The organism is Enterococcus sp. DIV0187 (assembly GCF_051713785.1).
In the GTDB taxonomy this organism is placed as follows: domain Bacteria; phylum Bacillota; class Bacilli; order Lactobacillales; family Enterococcaceae; genus Enterococcus_A; species Enterococcus_A avium.
Genome location: NZ_JBIOQO010000001.1, coordinates 944040 through 962689 on the forward strand (window position 1 = coordinate 944040; position 18650 = coordinate 962689).

General features: G+C 37.3%; 15 protein-coding genes and 1 pseudogene. 6 read left to right on the top strand and 10 right to left on the bottom strand.

Translation table 11 applies throughout. The annotated features are described in order from the left end of the window. Positions 1-18: 18 nt before the first annotated feature. On the bottom strand, positions 19-2268 hold the full coding sequence (gene pcrA / locus IGI52_RS04630) for a DNA helicase PcrA (protein ID WP_438780602.1): 2250 nt from the start codon (positions 2266-2268) through the stop codon (positions 19-21). Between the two features lie 152 nt (positions 2269-2420). Between pcrA and IGI52_RS04635 the strand changes: the two genes are divergently transcribed. Beyond that, on the top strand, positions 2421-3995 hold the full coding sequence (locus tag IGI52_RS04635; protein WP_438780603.1) for a ClC family H(+)/Cl(-) exchange transporter: 1575 nt from the start codon (positions 2421-2423) through the stop codon (positions 3993-3995). Between the two features lie 140 nt (positions 3996-4135). Here IGI52_RS04635 and IGI52_RS04640 read toward each other — a convergent pair whose 3' ends face one another. Continuing rightward, on the bottom strand, positions 4136-5596 hold the full coding sequence (locus tag IGI52_RS04640; RefSeq protein ID WP_438780604.1) for an alpha-amylase: 1461 nt from the start codon (positions 5594-5596) through the stop codon (positions 4136-4138). A gap of 158 nt (positions 5597-5754) precedes the next feature. On the opposite strand from IGI52_RS04640, the gene IGI52_RS04645 reads away from it, so the two are divergent. From IGI52_RS04645 to IGI52_RS04655, 3 genes are read left to right on the top strand one after another with little or no spacing between them, the layout of a single operon-like run. Next, a complete protein-coding gene (locus IGI52_RS04645; protein WP_016179166.1) occupies positions 5755-6507 on the top strand; it encodes a DeoR/GlpR family DNA-binding transcription regulator in 753 nt (250 codons plus the stop codon). After that, positions 6504-7418, top strand: a complete 915-nt coding sequence (gene pfkB / locus IGI52_RS04650) for a 1-phosphofructokinase (protein ID WP_016179167.1) — start codon at positions 6504-6506, stop codon at positions 7416-7418. The genes IGI52_RS04645 and pfkB overlap by 4 nt, the downstream gene beginning before the upstream one ends. A gap of 53 nt (positions 7419-7471) precedes the next feature. Further along, positions 7472-9397 carry a PTS fructose transporter subunit IIABC gene (locus IGI52_RS04655; protein ID WP_172702150.1) on the top strand — a complete coding sequence of 642 codons (1926 nt, stop codon included), beginning with the start codon at positions 7472-7474 and terminating at the stop codon, positions 9395-9397. 42 nt (positions 9398-9439) lie between these two features. Here IGI52_RS04655 and IGI52_RS04660 read toward each other — a convergent pair whose 3' ends face one another. Together IGI52_RS04660 and IGI52_RS04665 are read right to left on the bottom strand one after the other, a co-directional pair. Next, positions 9440-9625, bottom strand: a complete 186-nt coding sequence (locus tag IGI52_RS04660) for a hypothetical protein (protein ID WP_016179169.1) — start codon at positions 9623-9625, stop codon at positions 9440-9442. A gap of 88 nt (positions 9626-9713) precedes the next feature. After that, positions 9714-11042 (bottom strand): hypothetical protein, encoded by a 1329-nt coding sequence (locus IGI52_RS04665; RefSeq protein ID WP_016179170.1) that lies wholly within the window; start codon positions 11040-11042, stop codon positions 9714-9716. 133 nt (positions 11043-11175) lie between these two features. On the opposite strand from IGI52_RS04665, the gene IGI52_RS04670 reads away from it, so the two are divergent. Further along, on the top strand, positions 11176-11322 hold the full coding sequence (locus IGI52_RS04670; RefSeq protein ID WP_016179171.1) for an SPJ_0845 family protein: 147 nt from the start codon (positions 11176-11178) through the stop codon (positions 11320-11322). Positions 11323-11333: 11 nt separating this feature from the next. Here IGI52_RS04670 and yihA read toward each other — a convergent pair whose 3' ends face one another. Together yihA and clpX are read right to left on the bottom strand one after the other, a co-directional pair. Then, positions 11334-11924, bottom strand: coding sequence for a ribosome biogenesis GTP-binding protein YihA/YsxC (gene yihA, locus IGI52_RS04675; protein WP_181236053.1), 591 nt, complete (start codon positions 11922-11924; stop codon positions 11334-11336). 187 nt (positions 11925-12111) lie between these two features. Then, positions 12112-13359 carry an ATP-dependent Clp protease ATP-binding subunit ClpX gene (gene clpX, locus IGI52_RS04680; protein WP_016179173.1) on the bottom strand — a complete coding sequence of 416 codons (1248 nt, stop codon included), beginning with the start codon at positions 13357-13359 and terminating at the stop codon, positions 12112-12114. A gap of 291 nt (positions 13360-13650) precedes the next feature. On the opposite strand from clpX, the pseudogene IGI52_RS04685 reads away from it, so the two are divergent. Continuing rightward, positions 13651-14017, top strand: a pseudogene (locus IGI52_RS04685) (ISL3 family transposase); the annotation flags it as partial. 128 nt (positions 14018-14145) lie between these two features. Here the strand turns inward: IGI52_RS04685 and IGI52_RS04690 are convergent. From IGI52_RS04690 to IGI52_RS04705, 4 genes are all read right to left on the bottom strand, one after another. Then, positions 14146-15519, bottom strand: a complete 1374-nt coding sequence (locus IGI52_RS04690; protein ID WP_438780605.1) for a GH25 family lysozyme — start codon at positions 15517-15519, stop codon at positions 14146-14148. A 261-nt stretch (positions 15520-15780) separates the two neighbouring features. After that, positions 15781-17064 (bottom strand): trigger factor, encoded by a 1284-nt coding sequence (gene tig, locus IGI52_RS04695; protein WP_438780606.1) that lies wholly within the window; start codon positions 17062-17064, stop codon positions 15781-15783. A 103-nt stretch (positions 17065-17167) separates the two neighbouring features. Then, a complete protein-coding gene (locus IGI52_RS04700; RefSeq protein WP_438780607.1) occupies positions 17168-18103 on the bottom strand; it encodes a tetratricopeptide repeat protein in 936 nt (311 codons plus the stop codon). Further along, entirely contained in the window at positions 18100-18648 is a 549-nt protein-coding gene (locus IGI52_RS04705) for an RDD family protein (protein WP_016179177.1), read from the bottom strand. The genes IGI52_RS04700 and IGI52_RS04705 overlap by 4 nt, the downstream gene beginning before the upstream one ends. Positions 18649-18650: the final 2 nt, after the last annotated feature.

Below are 18650 nucleotides of genomic sequence, written 5' to 3' on the forward strand. Positions count from 1 at the left end.
ATCCCTCCTAATTATTACTTATACTTTTTGAATTGGCGCAAAGGCTGCCAGTAGACGTTTGACACCTTGCTGTGGAAATGCAATATCTAACTCTACCTCTTTTGCGTTGCCGCTAACTTTTACAACTGTGCCAGTTCCCCATTTTTTATGTTGAACTTTATCCCCAGGATTCCAATTCTCATTTTCTCCGCCAGATGCTGTCTTATTTGTCATCGGTTGTCTTGTTGCATGCTGGTACTTAGGCTTCATGGCATTTGGATTTGAAGTAAATGGATTGTTGAATGTAGCTTTAGGTTGTGGCTGCATTCCCACTGAATTCAACAGGCTGTCATCAATTTCAGCAACAAAACGTGAAGGTTGATTGTATTGTGTTTTTCCATAAAGCGTCCGAGAAAAAGCATTTGTTAAATACAAGCTTTCTTCGGCGCGAGTAATTCCTACGTAAGCCAAGCGGCGTTCTTCTTCTAATTCGGACTCTTCCATCAATGAACGAGAGAGTGGAAATATTTTTTCTTCCATGCCAATTAGAAAGACGATTGGAAACTCTAACCCTTTGGCTGCATGTAATGTCATCAAGGTTACTTGTGCAGTCTCTTCTTGATAATCATCCAAATCTGAAACCAAAGCTAAATCGTTTAAGAAAACAGCAAGTTTTTCTTCTGGCGCATCCGCTTCTTCATCAGCCTGTACTTCATTTCGTTTATCAAATTCTTTTGTAACTGTTCGAAATTCTTCCAAATTCTCTAGACGGGATTCCGCTTCTAAAGTTCTCTGATTCTTCAATTCATCCAAGTATCCTGTCCGTTCTAAAACTTGATCAACTATATCTGTTACTGGTAAATAAGCGACCATTTCCTGGAATTGCGTAATCATTGTACCGAATTCGCCGATCATCCGCCCAGCCTTGCCGGAAATATTTGCTAAGTCGACATTTTGTGCCGCTTCAACCATCGACCAGTCATGCATCGCTGCAAAATTTCGTAACTTCTCAACTGAAGTAGCACCAATTCCCCGTTTTGGTGTATTGATCACTCGTTCAAAGCTGACACCATCTCTCGGGTTGTTAATGATATTTAAATAGGCGATGATATCTTTTATTTCTTTACGATCATAGAACTTATGACCACCAACCATTGTATAAGGCACATTAGACTTAACTAACGTATCTTCAATTACCCGTGATTGCGCATTTGTTCGATAAAGAACTGCAAAATCATTGTAACTGCGATTATTGGTTTGAATTTCTTCTTTGATTTTACTGATGATGAATTGCGCCTCGTCACGTTCACTATCCGCACGATAATAAGTAATTTGTTCTCCTGCCTGATTGTCCGTCCAAAGGTTTTTATCTCGGCGATTACTGTTATTTTTGATTACTTGATTGGCGGCATCTAAAATACTTTTAGTTGAACGGTAATTTTGTTCTAATAAAATAACGGTTGCATCATTATAATCTTTCTCAAAGTCTAAGATGTTTTGCATATCCGCACCACGCCAACCGTAGATACTTTGATCAGCATCACCGACTACACATAGATTACGGAAACGCGCAGCCAACATATTAACCAATGTATATTGGGCATGGTTAGTATCTTGATACTCATCTACGTGTAAATAATGAAATTTATTTTGATAATATGTTAAAACTTCATCGTTATCCTCAAATAATCGAATCGTATTCATGATCAAGTCGTCGAAATCCATACTCTGGTTATTTCGCAATGCCTTTTGATAGGCATCATAACAACGGGCAACGATTTCTTCAAAAAAAGAACCTTGACGTTCAGCATACGTTTCTGGTGTCAACAATTCATTTTTTGCATTGCTGATACTTCCTAAAATCGAACGTGGATCATATTTTTTAGGGTCGATATTTAGTTCTTTTAAAATTCGTTTCATCAATGTTAATTGATCTGAGCTATCTAAAATTGTAAAGTTCCGATCATAACCAATCGCATCGACATCACGACGTAAAATACGTACACACATGGAATGAAAAGTTGAAACCCAAACATCTTCTCCGCCTTTTCCTAAAATCCCACTTACCCTTTCCTTCATCTCTCGCGCTGCTTTATTGGTAAAGGTAATCGCTAATATGTTCCATGGATTCACGTTTTTTTCTTCTATTAAGTAAGCAATTCGATGTGTCAAAACTCGCGTCTTTCCACTCCCTGCTCCCGCCATAATCAATAACGGTCCTTCGGTATGAAGCACCGCTTCTTTTTGCTTAGGGTTTAGTCCTGCTAACAACTCCTGTTTGTTTGGCATGCAAAACGTCCTTTCTTTATTCAATCTTTTTTATTATAGCATCTCAGAAAGTTTCGCGACACTAGCAACATTTTAAAAAAGCGAATTCATTGATTCATCCTTGTATTTCTCAGAAAAGCGCGTTAAATTTAATAAGGATATGGGAGGAAATCATGAAAAACGAACATGAAATCAAACGTTTAGATAGTACAAAAGTAATTTTTATATTGAAAGGTATTCTGATTGGAGCAATCGCAGGAATCATTGTCAGTTTGTTTCGCTTACTGATAGAAGAAATGATGGAACACATTGTCACACTTTATCTTTGGCTTCGCGGAAATCCGGTTTGGATTATCCCTTGGGCTTTAATTATGTTGGCTTGCGCCTTTATTGTTGGCAGTTTGATTAAATCAGAACCCAATATTAAAGGAAGCGGAATTCCCCAGGTTGAAGGCACGCTTCAGGGGGAGATTAAGCTGAAGTGGTTTTCAGTTCTATGGAAAAAATTTGTTGGTGGCGTTCTTTCAGTAGGTTCAGGATTATTCTTAGGTCGCGAAGGTCCTTCAATCCAGTTAGGTGCGATGGTAGGTCAAGGTTTCAGTGAGTATACAAAGGCATCTACCTCTGAAAAAAAGATTTTTATTTCTAGTGGAGCTGCTGCAGGCTTAGGAGCTGCTTTTAATGCCCCGATTGCTGGACTGTTATTTGTGATTGAAGAGGTCCATCATCATTTTTCTCCTTTGATTTGGTTGACTTCTCTAACAGCAGCATTAACCGCAAATTTAATTTCCTTGAACTTTTTCGGCTTAAAGCCGGTTTTGTTTATTGCTAATGTTCCTTCGTTACCTTTGAAATACTATGGTTTATTAATTCTTTTGGGAATTATTTTAGGTATTCTGGGGTATGTGTATCAAGTTATGCTTTTATCTTTGCCACAACTTTATAAACGCAGCCATTTGCCAGAACATCTGTATGGCATTATCCCATTTTTATTGATTATTCCAATTGCACTTTTTTTCCCCCATTATTTGGGTGGTGGGAATCAAATTGTGTTATCAATTGGTGAACAAATTTTTCCGCTGATTGTTTTAATATCATTATTCGTTTTACGATTTATTTTTTCAATGGTTTCTTACGGCGCGAATCTTCCAGGCGGTATTTTTTTACCAATTCTGACGTTAGGTGCTTTGATTGGGGCAATTTATGGAACTGTCCTACATCGATGGTTCGGAATGGACCCGATGCTGATCAGAGATTTTGCAATTTTTGCGATGGCGGGATATTTTACCGCTATTGGCAAGGCGCCCTTAACGGCAATTATTCTTGTGACTGAAATGGTGGGAAATATTACTCACTTAATGCCACTAGCGGTTTGTTCTTTAACTGCATATGTCATCAACGATTTGTTAGGTGGTAATCCTATCTATGAATCATTGCTTGAACGTTTATTAAACGGGCATCTGCCAAGTATTACCGGAAATAAAACAATCATCGAATTCCCGGTGACTGCCGAAAGTACGTTAGATGGTACAATGGTTCGCGATTTTAATTGGCCAAAAGAAATGCTGTTGATTTCGATTAGACGTGGCTCTTCTGAGATACTCACTCATGGAGATACAGTCATGAAAGTCGGTGATTTACTAATGATCCTGACAGACGAGGGTTACACTAAAAAAATCAAAACACAGATTCGCGAACGTTCTGATGCAGCGATTGCAAAAATACAAGATAAAAAGATCAAAGACTAATCGTATTTTTTGAGAATACTAATAAAAAAAGCGAATTATCATAAAACTATCCCATATGGAAAAGAGTTATGATTGTTCGCTTTCTTTTTTATATGGCTACTTAAAAAACTCAACCATTGTAACACTTTCTTCTTAATTAATTATCCTCGTATTTTTTGAACCAGTTTCTCATTAACATAAACAGAAACTTGCCCATCATTTACTGGGAATACACCTTGTCCATTTTCATCCAAAACAACTTTTGCCTCGTTATTTCCCAGCAAATCAACAAATGTTTCTCCCTCATGAATAGCGCTAACGGTCATTTCTTTCTCGCCGCCTTTGGCATTCGTCATAATTATAGCAGCTCCAGAGTCACTATCATCAAAATCACCGGTTAGTGTCCAACCAATAACATCTGGATCGTCAAAATAATCCGCCTGATTTCCAAAGTTTAATTCTTCTCGCAATTTTATTAAGTTAGTCAGACCAGAGCCCACTGCTTCAGCATTTTCGGTACCATAAAGATCGCCCCAGAAGACAACCGGAGTTCCTTCATTTCTCAATAAAATCAATGAATAGGCATGTAGCTTGAACCAGCCCTCAATCCAAGACTCCAAACTTTGCCCAATTTGGGTATCATGATTGTCAACGAAGGTAACAGCCCAGTCAGGTCGAGTCTCAATCAAGGTTCCAGCAAATATTTGCCGCATATCAAATCCGCCCATCGTTGAAGCGGCTTGAAATAGATTGAAGTGCAATGGTACATCGAAAAGTGAAATCAAATTTCCTGATGAATCAAGATACTCCTGTAACTTATCCAGCTCATCAGACCAATATTCCCCCACAACAAATAGCTCTTCGCCTTTTTCCTCTCTACGATGCAACAACCAGTCAACAAAAAGATCAAAACGGATATGCTTTACCGCGTCCAAACGATAGCCATCAACATCCGTTAATTCTTGATACCATTTCCCCCACTTATCTAGTTGCTCTATCGTATCGGGATTCTCCATGTCCAGATTACATCCCATTAAATAGTCAAAGTTGCCATTCTCATCATCAACTTTCGGTTCCCAGCCCTTATCTGCAAAATTAAAAATCGCATGATCTTTTTCACGAGCATCATAATCAACACCAGAAAAATTTTTCCAATTCCATTGATAGTCGTTGTATTTACCTTGACGTCCTGGGAAAGTAAATTTCGTCCATGCTTCAATTTCTTCCTTGCCAGAGCTTGGTTGTGTTCGATCATCAAATTGATAAGAAACAGCTGAGACCACTTCCGTCTCATCAGCTCCCATAAAATGATCGAAAACAATGTCCGCATAAATTTTCAGTCCGGCTTTCTTCAATGCAGTAATACTGCTCAAATATTCTTCTTTTGTGCCATATTTTGTTCTAACACTGCCCTTTTGATCGAACTCACCAAGATCATAAAGATCGTAAGTTCCATAACCAACATCATTGGCGCCCTCTGATCCCTTATAAGCGGGTGGCATCCAAACAGCATTGATTCCAAAGCTACTTAATTCTTCTGCTTTTTCTGCTAATGTTTTCCAATGGTTGCCATCGTTAGGCAAATACCACTCAAATCCTTGTAAAATCGTTTGTTTTCCCATAACCTTCACCTCTTATATCTATCATACCGAAATTAATGAAAGCTTCAAAATAAGACGAACCATATTATTAAACTTAAACGTTTTTGAATGTTTTTGGTCGTTTTTGATTGTCTTTTGAAAATATTTATGTTACTATTTCAGATGAAGGAGGATTGAAAATGCTTACAGAAGAAAGACATAGAAAAATAATCGAGTGGTTGGAACGTGATGGATTAGTGAAATCTCAAGATTTGATTCAATGGTTAGACTCTTCCGAATCAACAATACGTCGAGACTTACAAGAATTAGAAAATTTGCAAATGCTAGAGCGCGTTCACGGCGGTGCCAAACGTCCACAGCATCTTGAACAAGAACTAGGCATGTTCGAAAAATCATCCAAAAACGTTCAGCAGAAAAAAATGATCGCTGAATATGCAGCTGAAAGTATTACTGAGGGTGATGTCATTTATTTAGATGCTGGAACGACAACCTCTGAAATGATTCCATTCCTTAAAAATCGAACAATTACAGTTGTTACAAACTCAGTTGGCCTTGCCGCTCGGCTAGTTGAAGCACAAATCGCAACAATTGTACTAGGCGGACGCATCAAACTGACAACTGACGCAGTCGTTGGATCACAGGCCTTAGAACAATTGAAACAGTATCGTTTTAACAAAGCGTTCATGGGAATGAACGGAGTCCACTTAGATAGCGGCTATTCCACTCCTGACCCTGAAGAAGCAATTCTAAAAAGAACAGCTATTCAACAATCTGAAGAAGCATTTGTTTTAGTTGATCACAGCAAATTCAATCAAACAAGTTTTGTCAGTGTCGCTTCATTGTCAGCAGCTTCGATCCTCACCGACACCTGTCCTTTGGTTATCCATGATCAAATCACAGAACAAACTACCTTGAAGGAGGTTTCTGTATGATTTATACAGTGACACTAAACCCATCAATTGACTACATCGTCCATGTCGATCAACTAACTATCGGCGATGTTAATCGGATGAAAAGCGATTTGAAACTGCCAGGAGGAAAAGGCATCAATGTTTCACGTATTTTAAAACGTATTGATAACGATTCTACCGCCTTAGGCTTTGTTGGTGGATTTACTGGACATTTTATTGAGAAATGGCTAAAAAAAGAAAGCATTCAAACAAACTTCACACCAGTTTCCGACGATACACGAATCAATATCAAATTGAAAGCAAATGAAGAAACCGAAATTAACGGACTAGGTCCAATCGTTTCAACTGAAGAAATGCTTGAGCTGAAAAAAGTTTTAGGAAGCTTAAATGCAAACGATATAGTGGTTTTATCAGGAAGTAAGCCTGCTAGTGTTCCAACAGGTTTTTATCAAGATTTAATTGAAATCATTAAAGCACAAGGAGCCTCATTTGTTATTGATACCACTGGTGCAGATTTGATGGATGCCTTAGAAAAGAAGCCTTTATTAGTCAAACCAAACAATCATGAATTGGCTGATCTATATCAAACGACTTTTACGTCTGTTGAAGACATTTTTCCATTTGGTCAACGTTTACTAGATGAAGGTGCGCAGCATGCACTCGTTTCAATGGCTGGTGATGGCGCATTATTATTTACTAGCGAAGGAGTCTATCAGTCAAATGTACTAAAGCGGGCAGTGAAAAATTCAGTTGGCGCTGGAGATTCAATGATTGCGGGGTTTGTTGGAAGCTTCACTAAAACTCAAGATCCTGTCGAAGCCTTTAAATGGGGAGTGGCCTGTGGTAGTGCTACCACTTTTTCAGATGATTTAGCCACTGCAGATTTTATTCAAGAATTACTACCAGAAGTTGAGATCACCAAAGTAAAATAATTCAGATCTCCCCTTCTGTTTGAACACATTTTATAACAATTGGAGGAACTATAATGGATATTAAGGACTTATTGATCAAAGATGCCATGATTATGGATTTGCAGGCGACGACTAAAAAAGCCGCTATCGATGAAATGGTTCAAAAAATGTATGATGCTGGGCGAATTTCTGATGTTGATGTCTATAAAGAAGGTATTTTAAATCGTGAGGCCCAAACTTCAACTGGCTTAGGTGATGGCATCGCAATGCCTCATGCAAAAAACAGTGCCGTCAAAGAAGCTACCGTTCTATTTGCAAAAAGTAAAAATGGTGTGGACTATGAATCCCTAGATGGGCAACCTACCTACTTATTTTTCATGATTGCTGCTCCAGAAGGTGCTAATGATACGCATCTGCAAGCTTTGGCTGCCTTGTCTAGACTGTTGATCAATCCTGACTTCGTCGCTAAATTGAAAGCTGCCGAAACACCTGAACAGGTTCAAGCAACTTTTGATGCAGCAGAAAAAGCGAAGGAAGCTGAAGAAAAAGCAGAAGCTCAGTCGGAGGCTGAAGAAAAAATCAAAGATACTAACCGTCGATATATTGTAGCGGTTACAGCGTGCCCTACCGGAATTGCTCATACTTATATGGCCGAAGATGCTTTAAAGAAAAAAGCAAAGGAAATGGGTGTTGATATCAAGGTTGAGACCAACGGATCTGAAGGAATCAAACATCTCCTGAGTGATGAAGATATTGCTCGAGCAGATGGTGTCATTATTGCTGCTGATAAAAAGGTGGAAATGAATCGTTTTAATGGCAAAGAATTAGTCAACCGTCCAGTTAGTGATGGTATTCGGAAGCCAGAGGAACTAATCAACTTAGCATTAAGTGGAAATGCCCCTGTCTACCATGGTAATGCTGAAGAATCTTCAGCTACGGAAGAGAAAAGTGATAACGGAACTTTAGGGCAACGTATCTACAAGGATTTAATGAACGGTGTTTCCCATATGCTGCCATTTGTAATCGGTGGCGGAATCATGATCGCTTTATCATTCATGATTGACCAATTTATGGGAGTTCCTCAATCGGAATTGGCAAACCTTGGTAATTACAACCAAATCGCTAGTTGGTTTAACCAAATCGGTGGCGCCGCATTTGGATTCATGCTTCCTGTACTTGCTGGTTTTATCGCATCAAGTATTGCTGATCGTCCTGGCTTAATCGCTGGATTCGCCGCTGGAGCGTTAGCAAATACTGGGGGTGCTGGATTTTTAGGAGCATTAATTGGTGGATTCTTAGCTGGTTATGTCATCATTTTCTTGAAAAAAATCTTTAAAAACTTGCCGAAATCACTTGAAGGTATTAAAGCAATTCTTTTCTATCCGTTCTTTGGTTTGATGATTACTGGGTTCTTAATGCTCTTAGTCAATGTTCCAATGAAGGCAATCAATGATGGGTTAAATGGCTTTCTAACTGGGTTAAGCGGATCAAATGCAATTTTACTTGGTGCTTTGCTTGGCGGAATGATGGCTGTCGATTTAGGTGGTCCTATTAATAAAGCAGCTTATGTATTTGGTACAGCAACACTTGCGACAAGTGTCGCTCAAGGTGGATCAATCGTAATGGCAGCTGTTATGGCTGGTGGAATGGTTCCTCCTTTAGCAATCTTCGTTGCCACTCGTTTATTCAAAAACAAGTTTGAAAAAAGTCAAGTAGACGCAGGATTAACGAACATTGTAATGGGGCTCTCATTCGTAACAGAAGGAGCGATACCCTTTGCAGCTGCCGATCCAATTCGTGTAATTCCAAGTTTCGTAGTTGGTTCAGCTTTAGCTGGTGGTTTAGTTGGTGCTGTTGGTATTAAGTTACTCGCTCCTCATGGTGGTATCTTTGTTGTTCTTTTATTAAGCCACCCACTACTTTATCTTTTGTTTATTATCATTGGAGCGATTGTTTCAGGTGTTATCTACGGTTTAGTAAAAAAACCTATTACTAAATAAAAAGAAATCCACTCTCACAAAAAAATGAGAGTGGATTTTTTTTTACATCCAGCGATCTTTTCTACGCGCTCTGACTGGCTGAGGTTTTGGTTTGATAGAAAAAAGAATCATCCCAATAAAGAGGACAATAATTGACAAAGGAATTTCTAGTGACGGAAGCGGCAACGCAAAAATTACTCCTACAATCAGTAAGCAACTACCCATAATCTTAATATACCTGTGATCCATAGATAACCTCTCCTTTTCGTATTCGTATGAATGAAATAATTTTTTAAGTTACATACCAACCATTACTTACTAGGAAATTCAAGTTCCTCTATATTTCAAGTATGTCTAATTGATTTTTTGCGGACACTTTCTTTTGATCAATAAAGGAAACAATCAGATGTTTGGCTTCTTTTTCTAATGAGAATGTCAACGAATCATTTTTACGACTAACTTGATGAATCGTCATATCTTTTAGTGCGGATTTCAACTCTTCTAAAGGAAAATCCAAAAAAGCTTTTTTCGGAATAAACAATTGTAAAACAGCAGTATAGTCTTTATAACGCATATCCTGAATTTCAAATTCGATTGAATCACGGATATAATATTCAAAAGCGGCTAGACCCTTATCCAAGGTTAGCTCAGGATATAAAATATGATAATTCATCATTCGTTCACTTTCATCATCAATCCAAGGAAAATAGGCTAGAGCATTTAGACCACCTTTCATTCGATTCACGCGATATTGGTTCGTTAAAAAATTGTAAGTGCGTGTCACAAAATAAGATGCCTCACTCTTCTCAGTTGGTTGAAATTGTTCATTTTGATATTGAACAGTTTGAATCACAGTATCTTCAAAAGCAAATTCAATATAGGGCTGTTTTAATAACCCAACTCCATTGGTATAGGATAATTGTGAAATTCCAAGTTGATCTCGGAATAATTGTTGAAATTTCAAGTTTGCCTTTTCTTGCCATTGAAAAGGGTCTTTGTACAATTCGAAGAAAACACCAGATCCTAATTCAGCTACTCGTTCCACTTGTTGAATCTCTAGCAATAGTTGCTTAGCGAACAATTTTTTATAAGGTGCTCCTAAAAATAGCCACCAGCAAGCAGTTAAACACACTCCCTTATAAAACACATCGTAGCCGGGAAATACGTTACAATCGACGACTATATCTCCATTAAGGCCTTTCATCTTTGGTAGCACATTTGTTTCTTTAGCTGTTTCAAAAGAACGACGTTCAGATAAATCACTTGTATTATGATAAAGATATTCATCATAGGAACGAATGTAGGCAAAAAAACCATGGTCAATCAAACGGTTCTTCAGGTAATCCAGATACACCCTTTCCCAATAATAAAAATTCTTTTCCTTGATGATATACTTTTCAAATAACGTATCACTTAAAAGATGTAGAGTTGTTTCCTCTTCAGAATTCTTCAACTGCAACCAGAAATCTTCCTTCATGCCAAAGCTCGAAATCACCCGCTTCAATTGATTCTGATCAAATAACTGCTCTTTTCCGTTAATCAACATTTTGTCTGGTTCCAGCAATAGGCGACTCATGACTAACCAATCATTTATCTTTGATTGGATGTCGGCTTGCTTCAAATCGTAAAGCTGGCTGACACTATAAATCTTTTGATTTTTTTCCATTGCTTTCCCCTTTCTCATCACTCTATTATAATTATATCGTAAAGATTTAAAAAACCCTATGAAATTGATTACTAAGTTTTAAAAAATTGTATACTATAGTAGAATATGATAAAACTAAAATGGAGGTGTTCAGATGGGCCTGAAATTTGAAAAAACCGATGATTTAGATAAATTATTTGAATCTTTTGCGGTAGATCCAGACAAAAAAGTTCAAAAAGACGAAGATATCCAAAAATTTCTAAAACCAAAAAATGAACAAACTGATAAAAAAAAGGATTAGGCTTCTTAGGCCTAGTCCTTTTCTATTGCTGCTTCAATTGCTGCCCATGCTTCTTCTTTTCCTTTTTTTGTCTCAGATGAGAAAAGGATGAATGTATCATCAGGATCAAAATCTAATTTTTTCTTGATTGCACTAGTATGTTTGTTCCATTTACCACGTGGAATCTTATCTGCTTTTGTCGCAACCACAATCACAGGAATATTGTAGTATTTCAAAAATTCATACATTTGAATATCTTCCTTACTTGGATCATGGCGTATATCAACTAAAGAAACTACCGCACGTAACTGTTTGCGGCTGGTAATATAGGTTTCAATCATCTCACCCCACTTCGCTCTTTCTGTTTTCGATACCTTCGCATAGCCATATCCAGGTACATCAACAAAATGTAGCGCATTTTCGATGAGATAAAAGTTTAAAGTTTGAGTTTTCCCTGGTTTCCCTGAAGTCCTCGCTAAATTTTTTCGATCAATCAACGTATTGATAAAAGAAGATTTCCCAACATTTGATCGTCCTGCTAACGCAATCTCAGGTAAATCAGTTTCAGGATACTGTTTTGGCGAGACCGCACTAATAACGATCTCTGCATTGTGCACTTTCATTCCTTCACGCCTTTCAAAAAGAGGTTGTGACAGAAGTGGTCAGCTTCAAGAAATAAGAAGGAATTTCCGAAAATTGTTTCTCAAATTTTTGTGAAATTTCGGTTTATTTCCGAAGAAGCTACTTCTGGAACAACGTTTATTCGGAAAAAGAAGCTATGACAAGACTTTTGTCACAGCTCCTGCTTTACTAACCAGCTTTTTTCTTATTGTTATGGTATTCAATAATCGGTTTACCCGAGCCCTCAACAGAATCCTTCGTAACTATTACTTTTTCGATTGATTCATCAGAAGGAATATCAAACATCACATCCATCATAACATCCTCAATGATAGAACGCAGACCACGAGCACCTGTATTACGTGCAATCGCTTTGTCCGCAATTGCATTCAACGCATCCGCATCGAAAGATAAATCTGTATCATCATAGGAAAGCAATTTTTGATATTGCTTCACTAAAGCATTTTTCGGTTCCGTTAAAATTCGAACCAGATCCTCTGTTGTAAGTTTTTCTAACGCAGTTGTAACTGGCAAGCGTCCGATAAATTCTGGAATCAGACCAAATTTCAATAGATCTTCTGGAATAATCTGCTGCATGATACTTGCATCTTCATCAATTTTTTTATTATTTTTACCAAAACCAATAGTTTTTTCACCTAAACGATTTTTAACAATCGTTTCGATTCCATCAAAGGCTCCACCAACAATAAACAAAATATTGGTCGTATCAATTTGAATAAACTCTTGATGTGGGTGTTTACGTCCCCCTTGAGGCGGAACACTAGCAACCGTTCCTTCAAGAATTTTAAGTAACGCTTGTTGAACACCTTCGCCGGAAACATCACGAGTGATTGAAACATTTTCGCTCTTACGCGTAATCTTATCAATTTCATCAATATAGATGATTCCTTTTTCAGCACGCTCAACATTGTAATCGGCCGCCTGTAACAGCTTCAACAATATATTTTCAACGTCTTCACCAACATAACCTGCTTCAGTTAAACTTGTTGCATCTGCAATGGCGAATGGAACATTTAAGGTTCTTGCCAAAGTTTGTGCCAAAAATGTCTTACCTGAACCTGTTGGTCCAATCAAACAGATATTACTCTTTTGTAATTCAACTTCATCTAGTCCATCGTTTTCAGTATTCACTCGTTTATAATGATTGTACACCGCAACCGACAAGGCCTTTTTTGCCCGATCTTGACCGATAACATATTGGTTTAGAACATCTAATAATTCTTTTGGTTTTGGTACATCAATAAATTCACGAATAGCTTCTTCATGGAATTCTTCATCTATAATCTCTTTACAAAGGTCGATACACTCATTACAAATGTAAACTCCCGGACCCGCAACAACTTTTTTTACTTCTTCTTGGGTCTTTCCACAAAATGAACAGCGGACTGTTTCACCTGCGCCTGTGCTCTCATACATGGCTTTCACCTCTTGCTTCTTTCTCTACAAGTGTTTCCACGATTGCAGTCTTTATCTATAATAACACAAAGCATTAAAAAGACAAAGAATCCAAGTGGAATTAAAAAGGATTTCTAAAGAAAAAAGTATGCGATAAAAATTACCGCATACTTAAAATACTTATATAAAAGGTTCTATAATATTTGGTGTTGTTACTCTTTCTGAGTGAGAACACCAAGTATTTTTTATACAAAAAGACATTTGGTTGTCCTATAATTAAATCGCTGAACCCAATCATAGGAGGCGAACCAAATGTCCAGTATTAAGAATATCAAATATAAAGATGATTGCCTAGACAAAACCATCAAACAAATCCTAAATATTCACGATTCCAACATTACTTTTCCTAAAGACGCCGTCTCAAAAGAAAAAGTTCATGGGCGAGTGTCCATTATCTTCACTGGTCGGTTAAGCTACCTGGTGTTAGACTCTTTTTTTTTGAAGAACTAAGACTTAAGCCCAATTACTTACCCAAACATCTATTGATTGATGAGTTCAAAGGAACTAAGACTGTCAGGGCGCCATGTATTTCATTCTCAGTGACGCAGGTACGGGTGAAGATCGTAGGAGCTTCATGCTAATCGCCAATTTCATGCGCTTTACTTATCACGCAAAGAAAAAAAGAAAACGCCGAAGCATTTCCTTTCAGTGATTTAATGAAAACAACACTAATTGACTTAGACCCGTGAATGAGTTTACGAATTCATAGGGACTTAGAGCCGATGTTGGTAACTAAAAAACTTTTCTTTATTTTGCATACCATCCTATCCCCTCATAGCGCCAGCCTCTTTTTTTCAGTACGTTCACCTCATTTTGATCCTTAGTATAATGATGAGATCCACTTATTAGACCAGGATGAAATAATCTATGAATCTTAGTTGATTTAGCTTTTTCAGAATACCAAGCAACTCCTTCGTATTTCCATTTATGTTTCGTTGTTAGTACTTTTACTTCGTTCCAATCTAACGTATAATGATGATCTCGTAATGTGGAATTGTACAATCTATAAACAGGATCGCCTTCTTTAGGAGCATGCCAGGCAATGCCTTCATATTTACCCCAACCTCTTTTCACTAATTCATTTTTTTCATTCAAACTCGCGGTATAAAAGTGTTCATGGTTGTTCGGATTATAAAGTCTGTACATCTGAATTGAATTTGCAGGTGGTGTCGTTTCAGGATTACTGAATGTTTTCGTATAATCTGCATTAATATCAAAATTTCCGCTGATACCTGGGAATGATAGTTGTGAAGACCATTGCCATGCTCCATATTGTGTATAGAAATTTGTTGTAGAAAGATTATATGGATACGCAGCGACCCATATATTTTTATTCCCAATTACAGAAGCATTGATTCGTCCTGTTGTTAACCAGTTCAAGCCAATATAGTGACGAACATTTCCATAGCCTAAGCTTTTCAATTGATTCTCAAAAGCTCTAGAATTATTGGTATGATTCCCTTTACCAAGAATTTGAGGTTCTTCAATATCATTAACCATGACAGTACCGCTACTCAAACCAAATTTCTTAGCCGCAGCCGCAAAATAGTTTGCTTCTGCCTTAGCCTGTGCATCAGTAGTAAACCAACTATAATGATAGGCGGAAACTTTCATTCCAGCAGCCATAGCGTTATTAATCTGTGATTGCGCATAAGGATTCGTATAACTGGTTGCTTCCGTTAATTTGACAACCACGCCTGTGACACCGTAACCTTTCATTTTTTGAAAGTTTGCAACAGAAATATTTCCATTATGCGAAGAAATATCTATAAAGCTTTTGCTTGGTGTATTCGTATTTGAAGCTGATACAGAGGGTAATGCAGCAAATAGTTGAATCGTAGGATACAGATCAGAACGCCCCTTTGGCAAAGACATCGTCCCTTCAGCCGTTTCAATCTGTGTCTCAGGTACTGTTACCTTTTCTTCAGTGCTCTCTATAGTTTGTTCAGAATCACTTGTCTCAGTTGTTTCGGAACTAATGCTTTCATCTGTACTATTAATTGAGGTCGTCTCACTGATTTCAGTACTATTTACTACTTGACTCTCCTCGGCGAAAACTGTTGTTGATAGATTTAAACATAATACTGATAAAAAACATAGTCCAAGAATCTTTTTCTTCATATTCTCCTCCTCAAGGTTCATAATCCCTTTAACGCTCTTTTTAAAAAACTTCAAAAATAAAAAAACAAGATATAGTATCAATTCATTAATAATTCAATATTACCAAATTTAAGTGTTTTTTTGAAGTTATTCATTATATTTATCGATCAGAAAGTGAAAAACTAAGTTATTGAAAAAAAAGTATGCAACACAAAATTGTGTTACATACCAATTTACTGCTATTTTTATCCCTTTTGCTAAGCAACAATGAAAATTAAAAAACTATTTTTCTACAGCTGTTCCTGTCACTAATTCAACTGCTTTTTTCATTTTGATGTCATGTTCTAGCATATCTTCTGTTAAAACACGCTTGATTTGTTCTTCTGGCATTTGATACATTTCTGCTAAATCTTTGATTTCTTTAGCGATATCTTCTTCAGATGCTTCAATTTTTTCTGCTTCAACGATAGCTTCCATTACCAAGTTTGTTTTTACTCGTCCTTCTGCTTCGCCTTCAAATTGTGTATGAAGATCTTCTTCAGTAGAACCAGTTAATTGGTAATACATTTCTGGAGAGATTCCTTGACGTTGCATGTTGTTTAAAAATTCGTCCATTGAACGATGTACTTCATCATGAACCATCACGTGAGGAAGGTCAACGATTTCAGCATTTTCAACGGCTTGTTTAATAGCCGCTTCGTCTTTCGCTTCTTTCGCAGCTTCTTCTTTTTGTTTTGTTAATTCATCACGATATTTTGCTTTTAGTTCATCTAAAGAATTCACTTCTTCATCAACATCTTTAGCAAAATCATCGTCTAATTCAGGTAATTCCTTTGCCTTTACTTCGTGAATCGTTACTTTGAAGATCGCTTCTTTCCCAGCAAGATCCTCTGCTTGATAATCTTCAGGGAAAGTAACGGTTACATCCAAACTTTCGCCTGCTTTGTGTCCAACTAATTGTTCTTCAAAGCCAGGAATGAATGAGCCAGAGCCTAATTCAAGTGAATAATTTTCACCTTTTCCACCTTCAAATGCTTCTTCGCCAACAAAGCCTTCGAAATCGATAACAGTTGTGTCACCATTTTCAGCAGCTTCATCTTCTTTGATAACTAATTCAGCTTGAGATTCTTGTTCTGATTTCAAACGTGCATCTACGTCAGCATCTGAAACTTCAACATCTTGCTTAGGAACTTCAAGTTCTTTGTAATCGCCTAATTTCACTTCAGGTTTTACTGTAACTTCAGCTTTGATTACCCAAGCTTCGCCCTTTTCCATGCTATCCACATCGATTTTTGGTTGAGAAACTGGATCAATACCTGCTTCTTTTACAGCAGTTTCATAAGCTACTGGTAAAACGTCGTTCAATGCATCTTCGTATAGCGCTTCTTCACCGTACATACGATTAAATACTTGGCGAGATACTTTTCCCTTACGGAAGCCAGGTACGTTAAGATTTTTTTTCACTTTGTTGAATGCATTTGTTAATCCTTTTTGAATCTCGGTTTGTTCAATTGAGAAAGTTAACACACCAACATTGGTGCCTGTTTTCTTAAAATTTGCAGTCAAATTTGTTCCCTCCGAATACTAATATACTTGCATTTTGCATACCATTAAATACTACACTACTGATTGTGAAATGTAAATATAAAGCTTTTACTCTAGGCATTTTTTAATGATAAGCGAACATCAGTTGTTTTATCTTTTTTCGAATCGTTTCAATCCTCTCATCAAGCAACTCTGAGCTATCTCGATACCCTGACCAATACTCTGATAAGTAGCTAGCCACCCAAGCTTCAGGTTCCATAAATGATCTTTGCAATGGATACAAGAAAGCCATTTCCAATTTTACTTGCTCCAATATATTTGATAGAAGTATTGGATCTTCGTCGCTTAAGTGCTCATCCAAACGGATTGAGATTTCATTTTGGAGAGTTTCATCTACTCCTGTAATAGCTGGTGACAACTCTGCTATCTCATCTAAGAACGTCAAATAGTGAACCTTATCAGAAACTCCTATTCGCGCTAAACTTTCAAATAAATAGCTGCGTACTATAGGCGTTACTTTGGGTTCCAGCATAAATTTTTTAGCCCATACTTGCAGACGTTCCTCAGGTAATTGCTTGATCGCTCTAACTGAAACCAGTTGTTCCATTGGCGACAATAACGGTAACTGTTCAATCTCTGATTCAAGCTGCTCCATGATAGCCTGTTGCTGTTTTTGATAAAAAAATTCTTGATCCTCAATGCGCATCAACCAAAGATTTCTCTGTTCTTCTGTTAGCTGTTTCATCTTTTGAGCCCGCCATAAAAATTCACGAGCTGCAAAAAATCTGTGTGAGTACAATTGAATTTGCAAATAAAGATCTATTGTCTCTGGTGCTTTGAGGTAACTGTCTGGTTCCTCTTCGGAAAACGCTAAAGCCTCTTCAAAGTCCCCTTGTTCTAGGGAAAGATTGGCAATTAGATGGTTTAGTTTAGTCGAAGGATTCTCTTGATAGGCAAGTTTGTAGTTTTCCAACGCTTGTAAATAGTTCCCTGCTGAAAAGGCCTCTTCAGCAAGAGTTAAATAGTAACGATCGTTATTAGGAAATTCTATTGGATTCATCCCTGTGTAAAATCCTCTCTAGCTGCAAGTAAATTTAATGTAACAACACTAGTATCTGAGAAATAATCACCGATATGTTGCTTGTTTGGTGTAAAAATTGTTACAAGATAACCTAACATAAAAACCGAGCCTCGCAAAATAAAACGACAAGCACACTCACGCACTAAAACAGTTTGCCAGCTCAATTCTTCTTCTGTAAAGCAGACGACTCGAATCCCAAAAATCATCTTTCCAATCGTTTGCCCATTGTTTAATTTTGTCAGCAACACAAAATAAGCTAAATAAATAGCAAGTGTTAATAACCCGTAAATACTGAACAATTCATCATTCTTTGTTAATCCAAACAAATTTGCAGGTAATCCTAATAAAATTCCATTAATGGCTGAAATACACGCTAAATCTACAAGGTATGCAAAAAATCGAATCCAAAAACCCGCATAAAAATAATCTGGATAATGATGAAATTGCGGCTTACGCTCTTTTTTCTGTTCAAGTAATCGTGTTACCGGCCCGACAGCAGGTCTTTGGTCAGTTTCTTCAATCATTT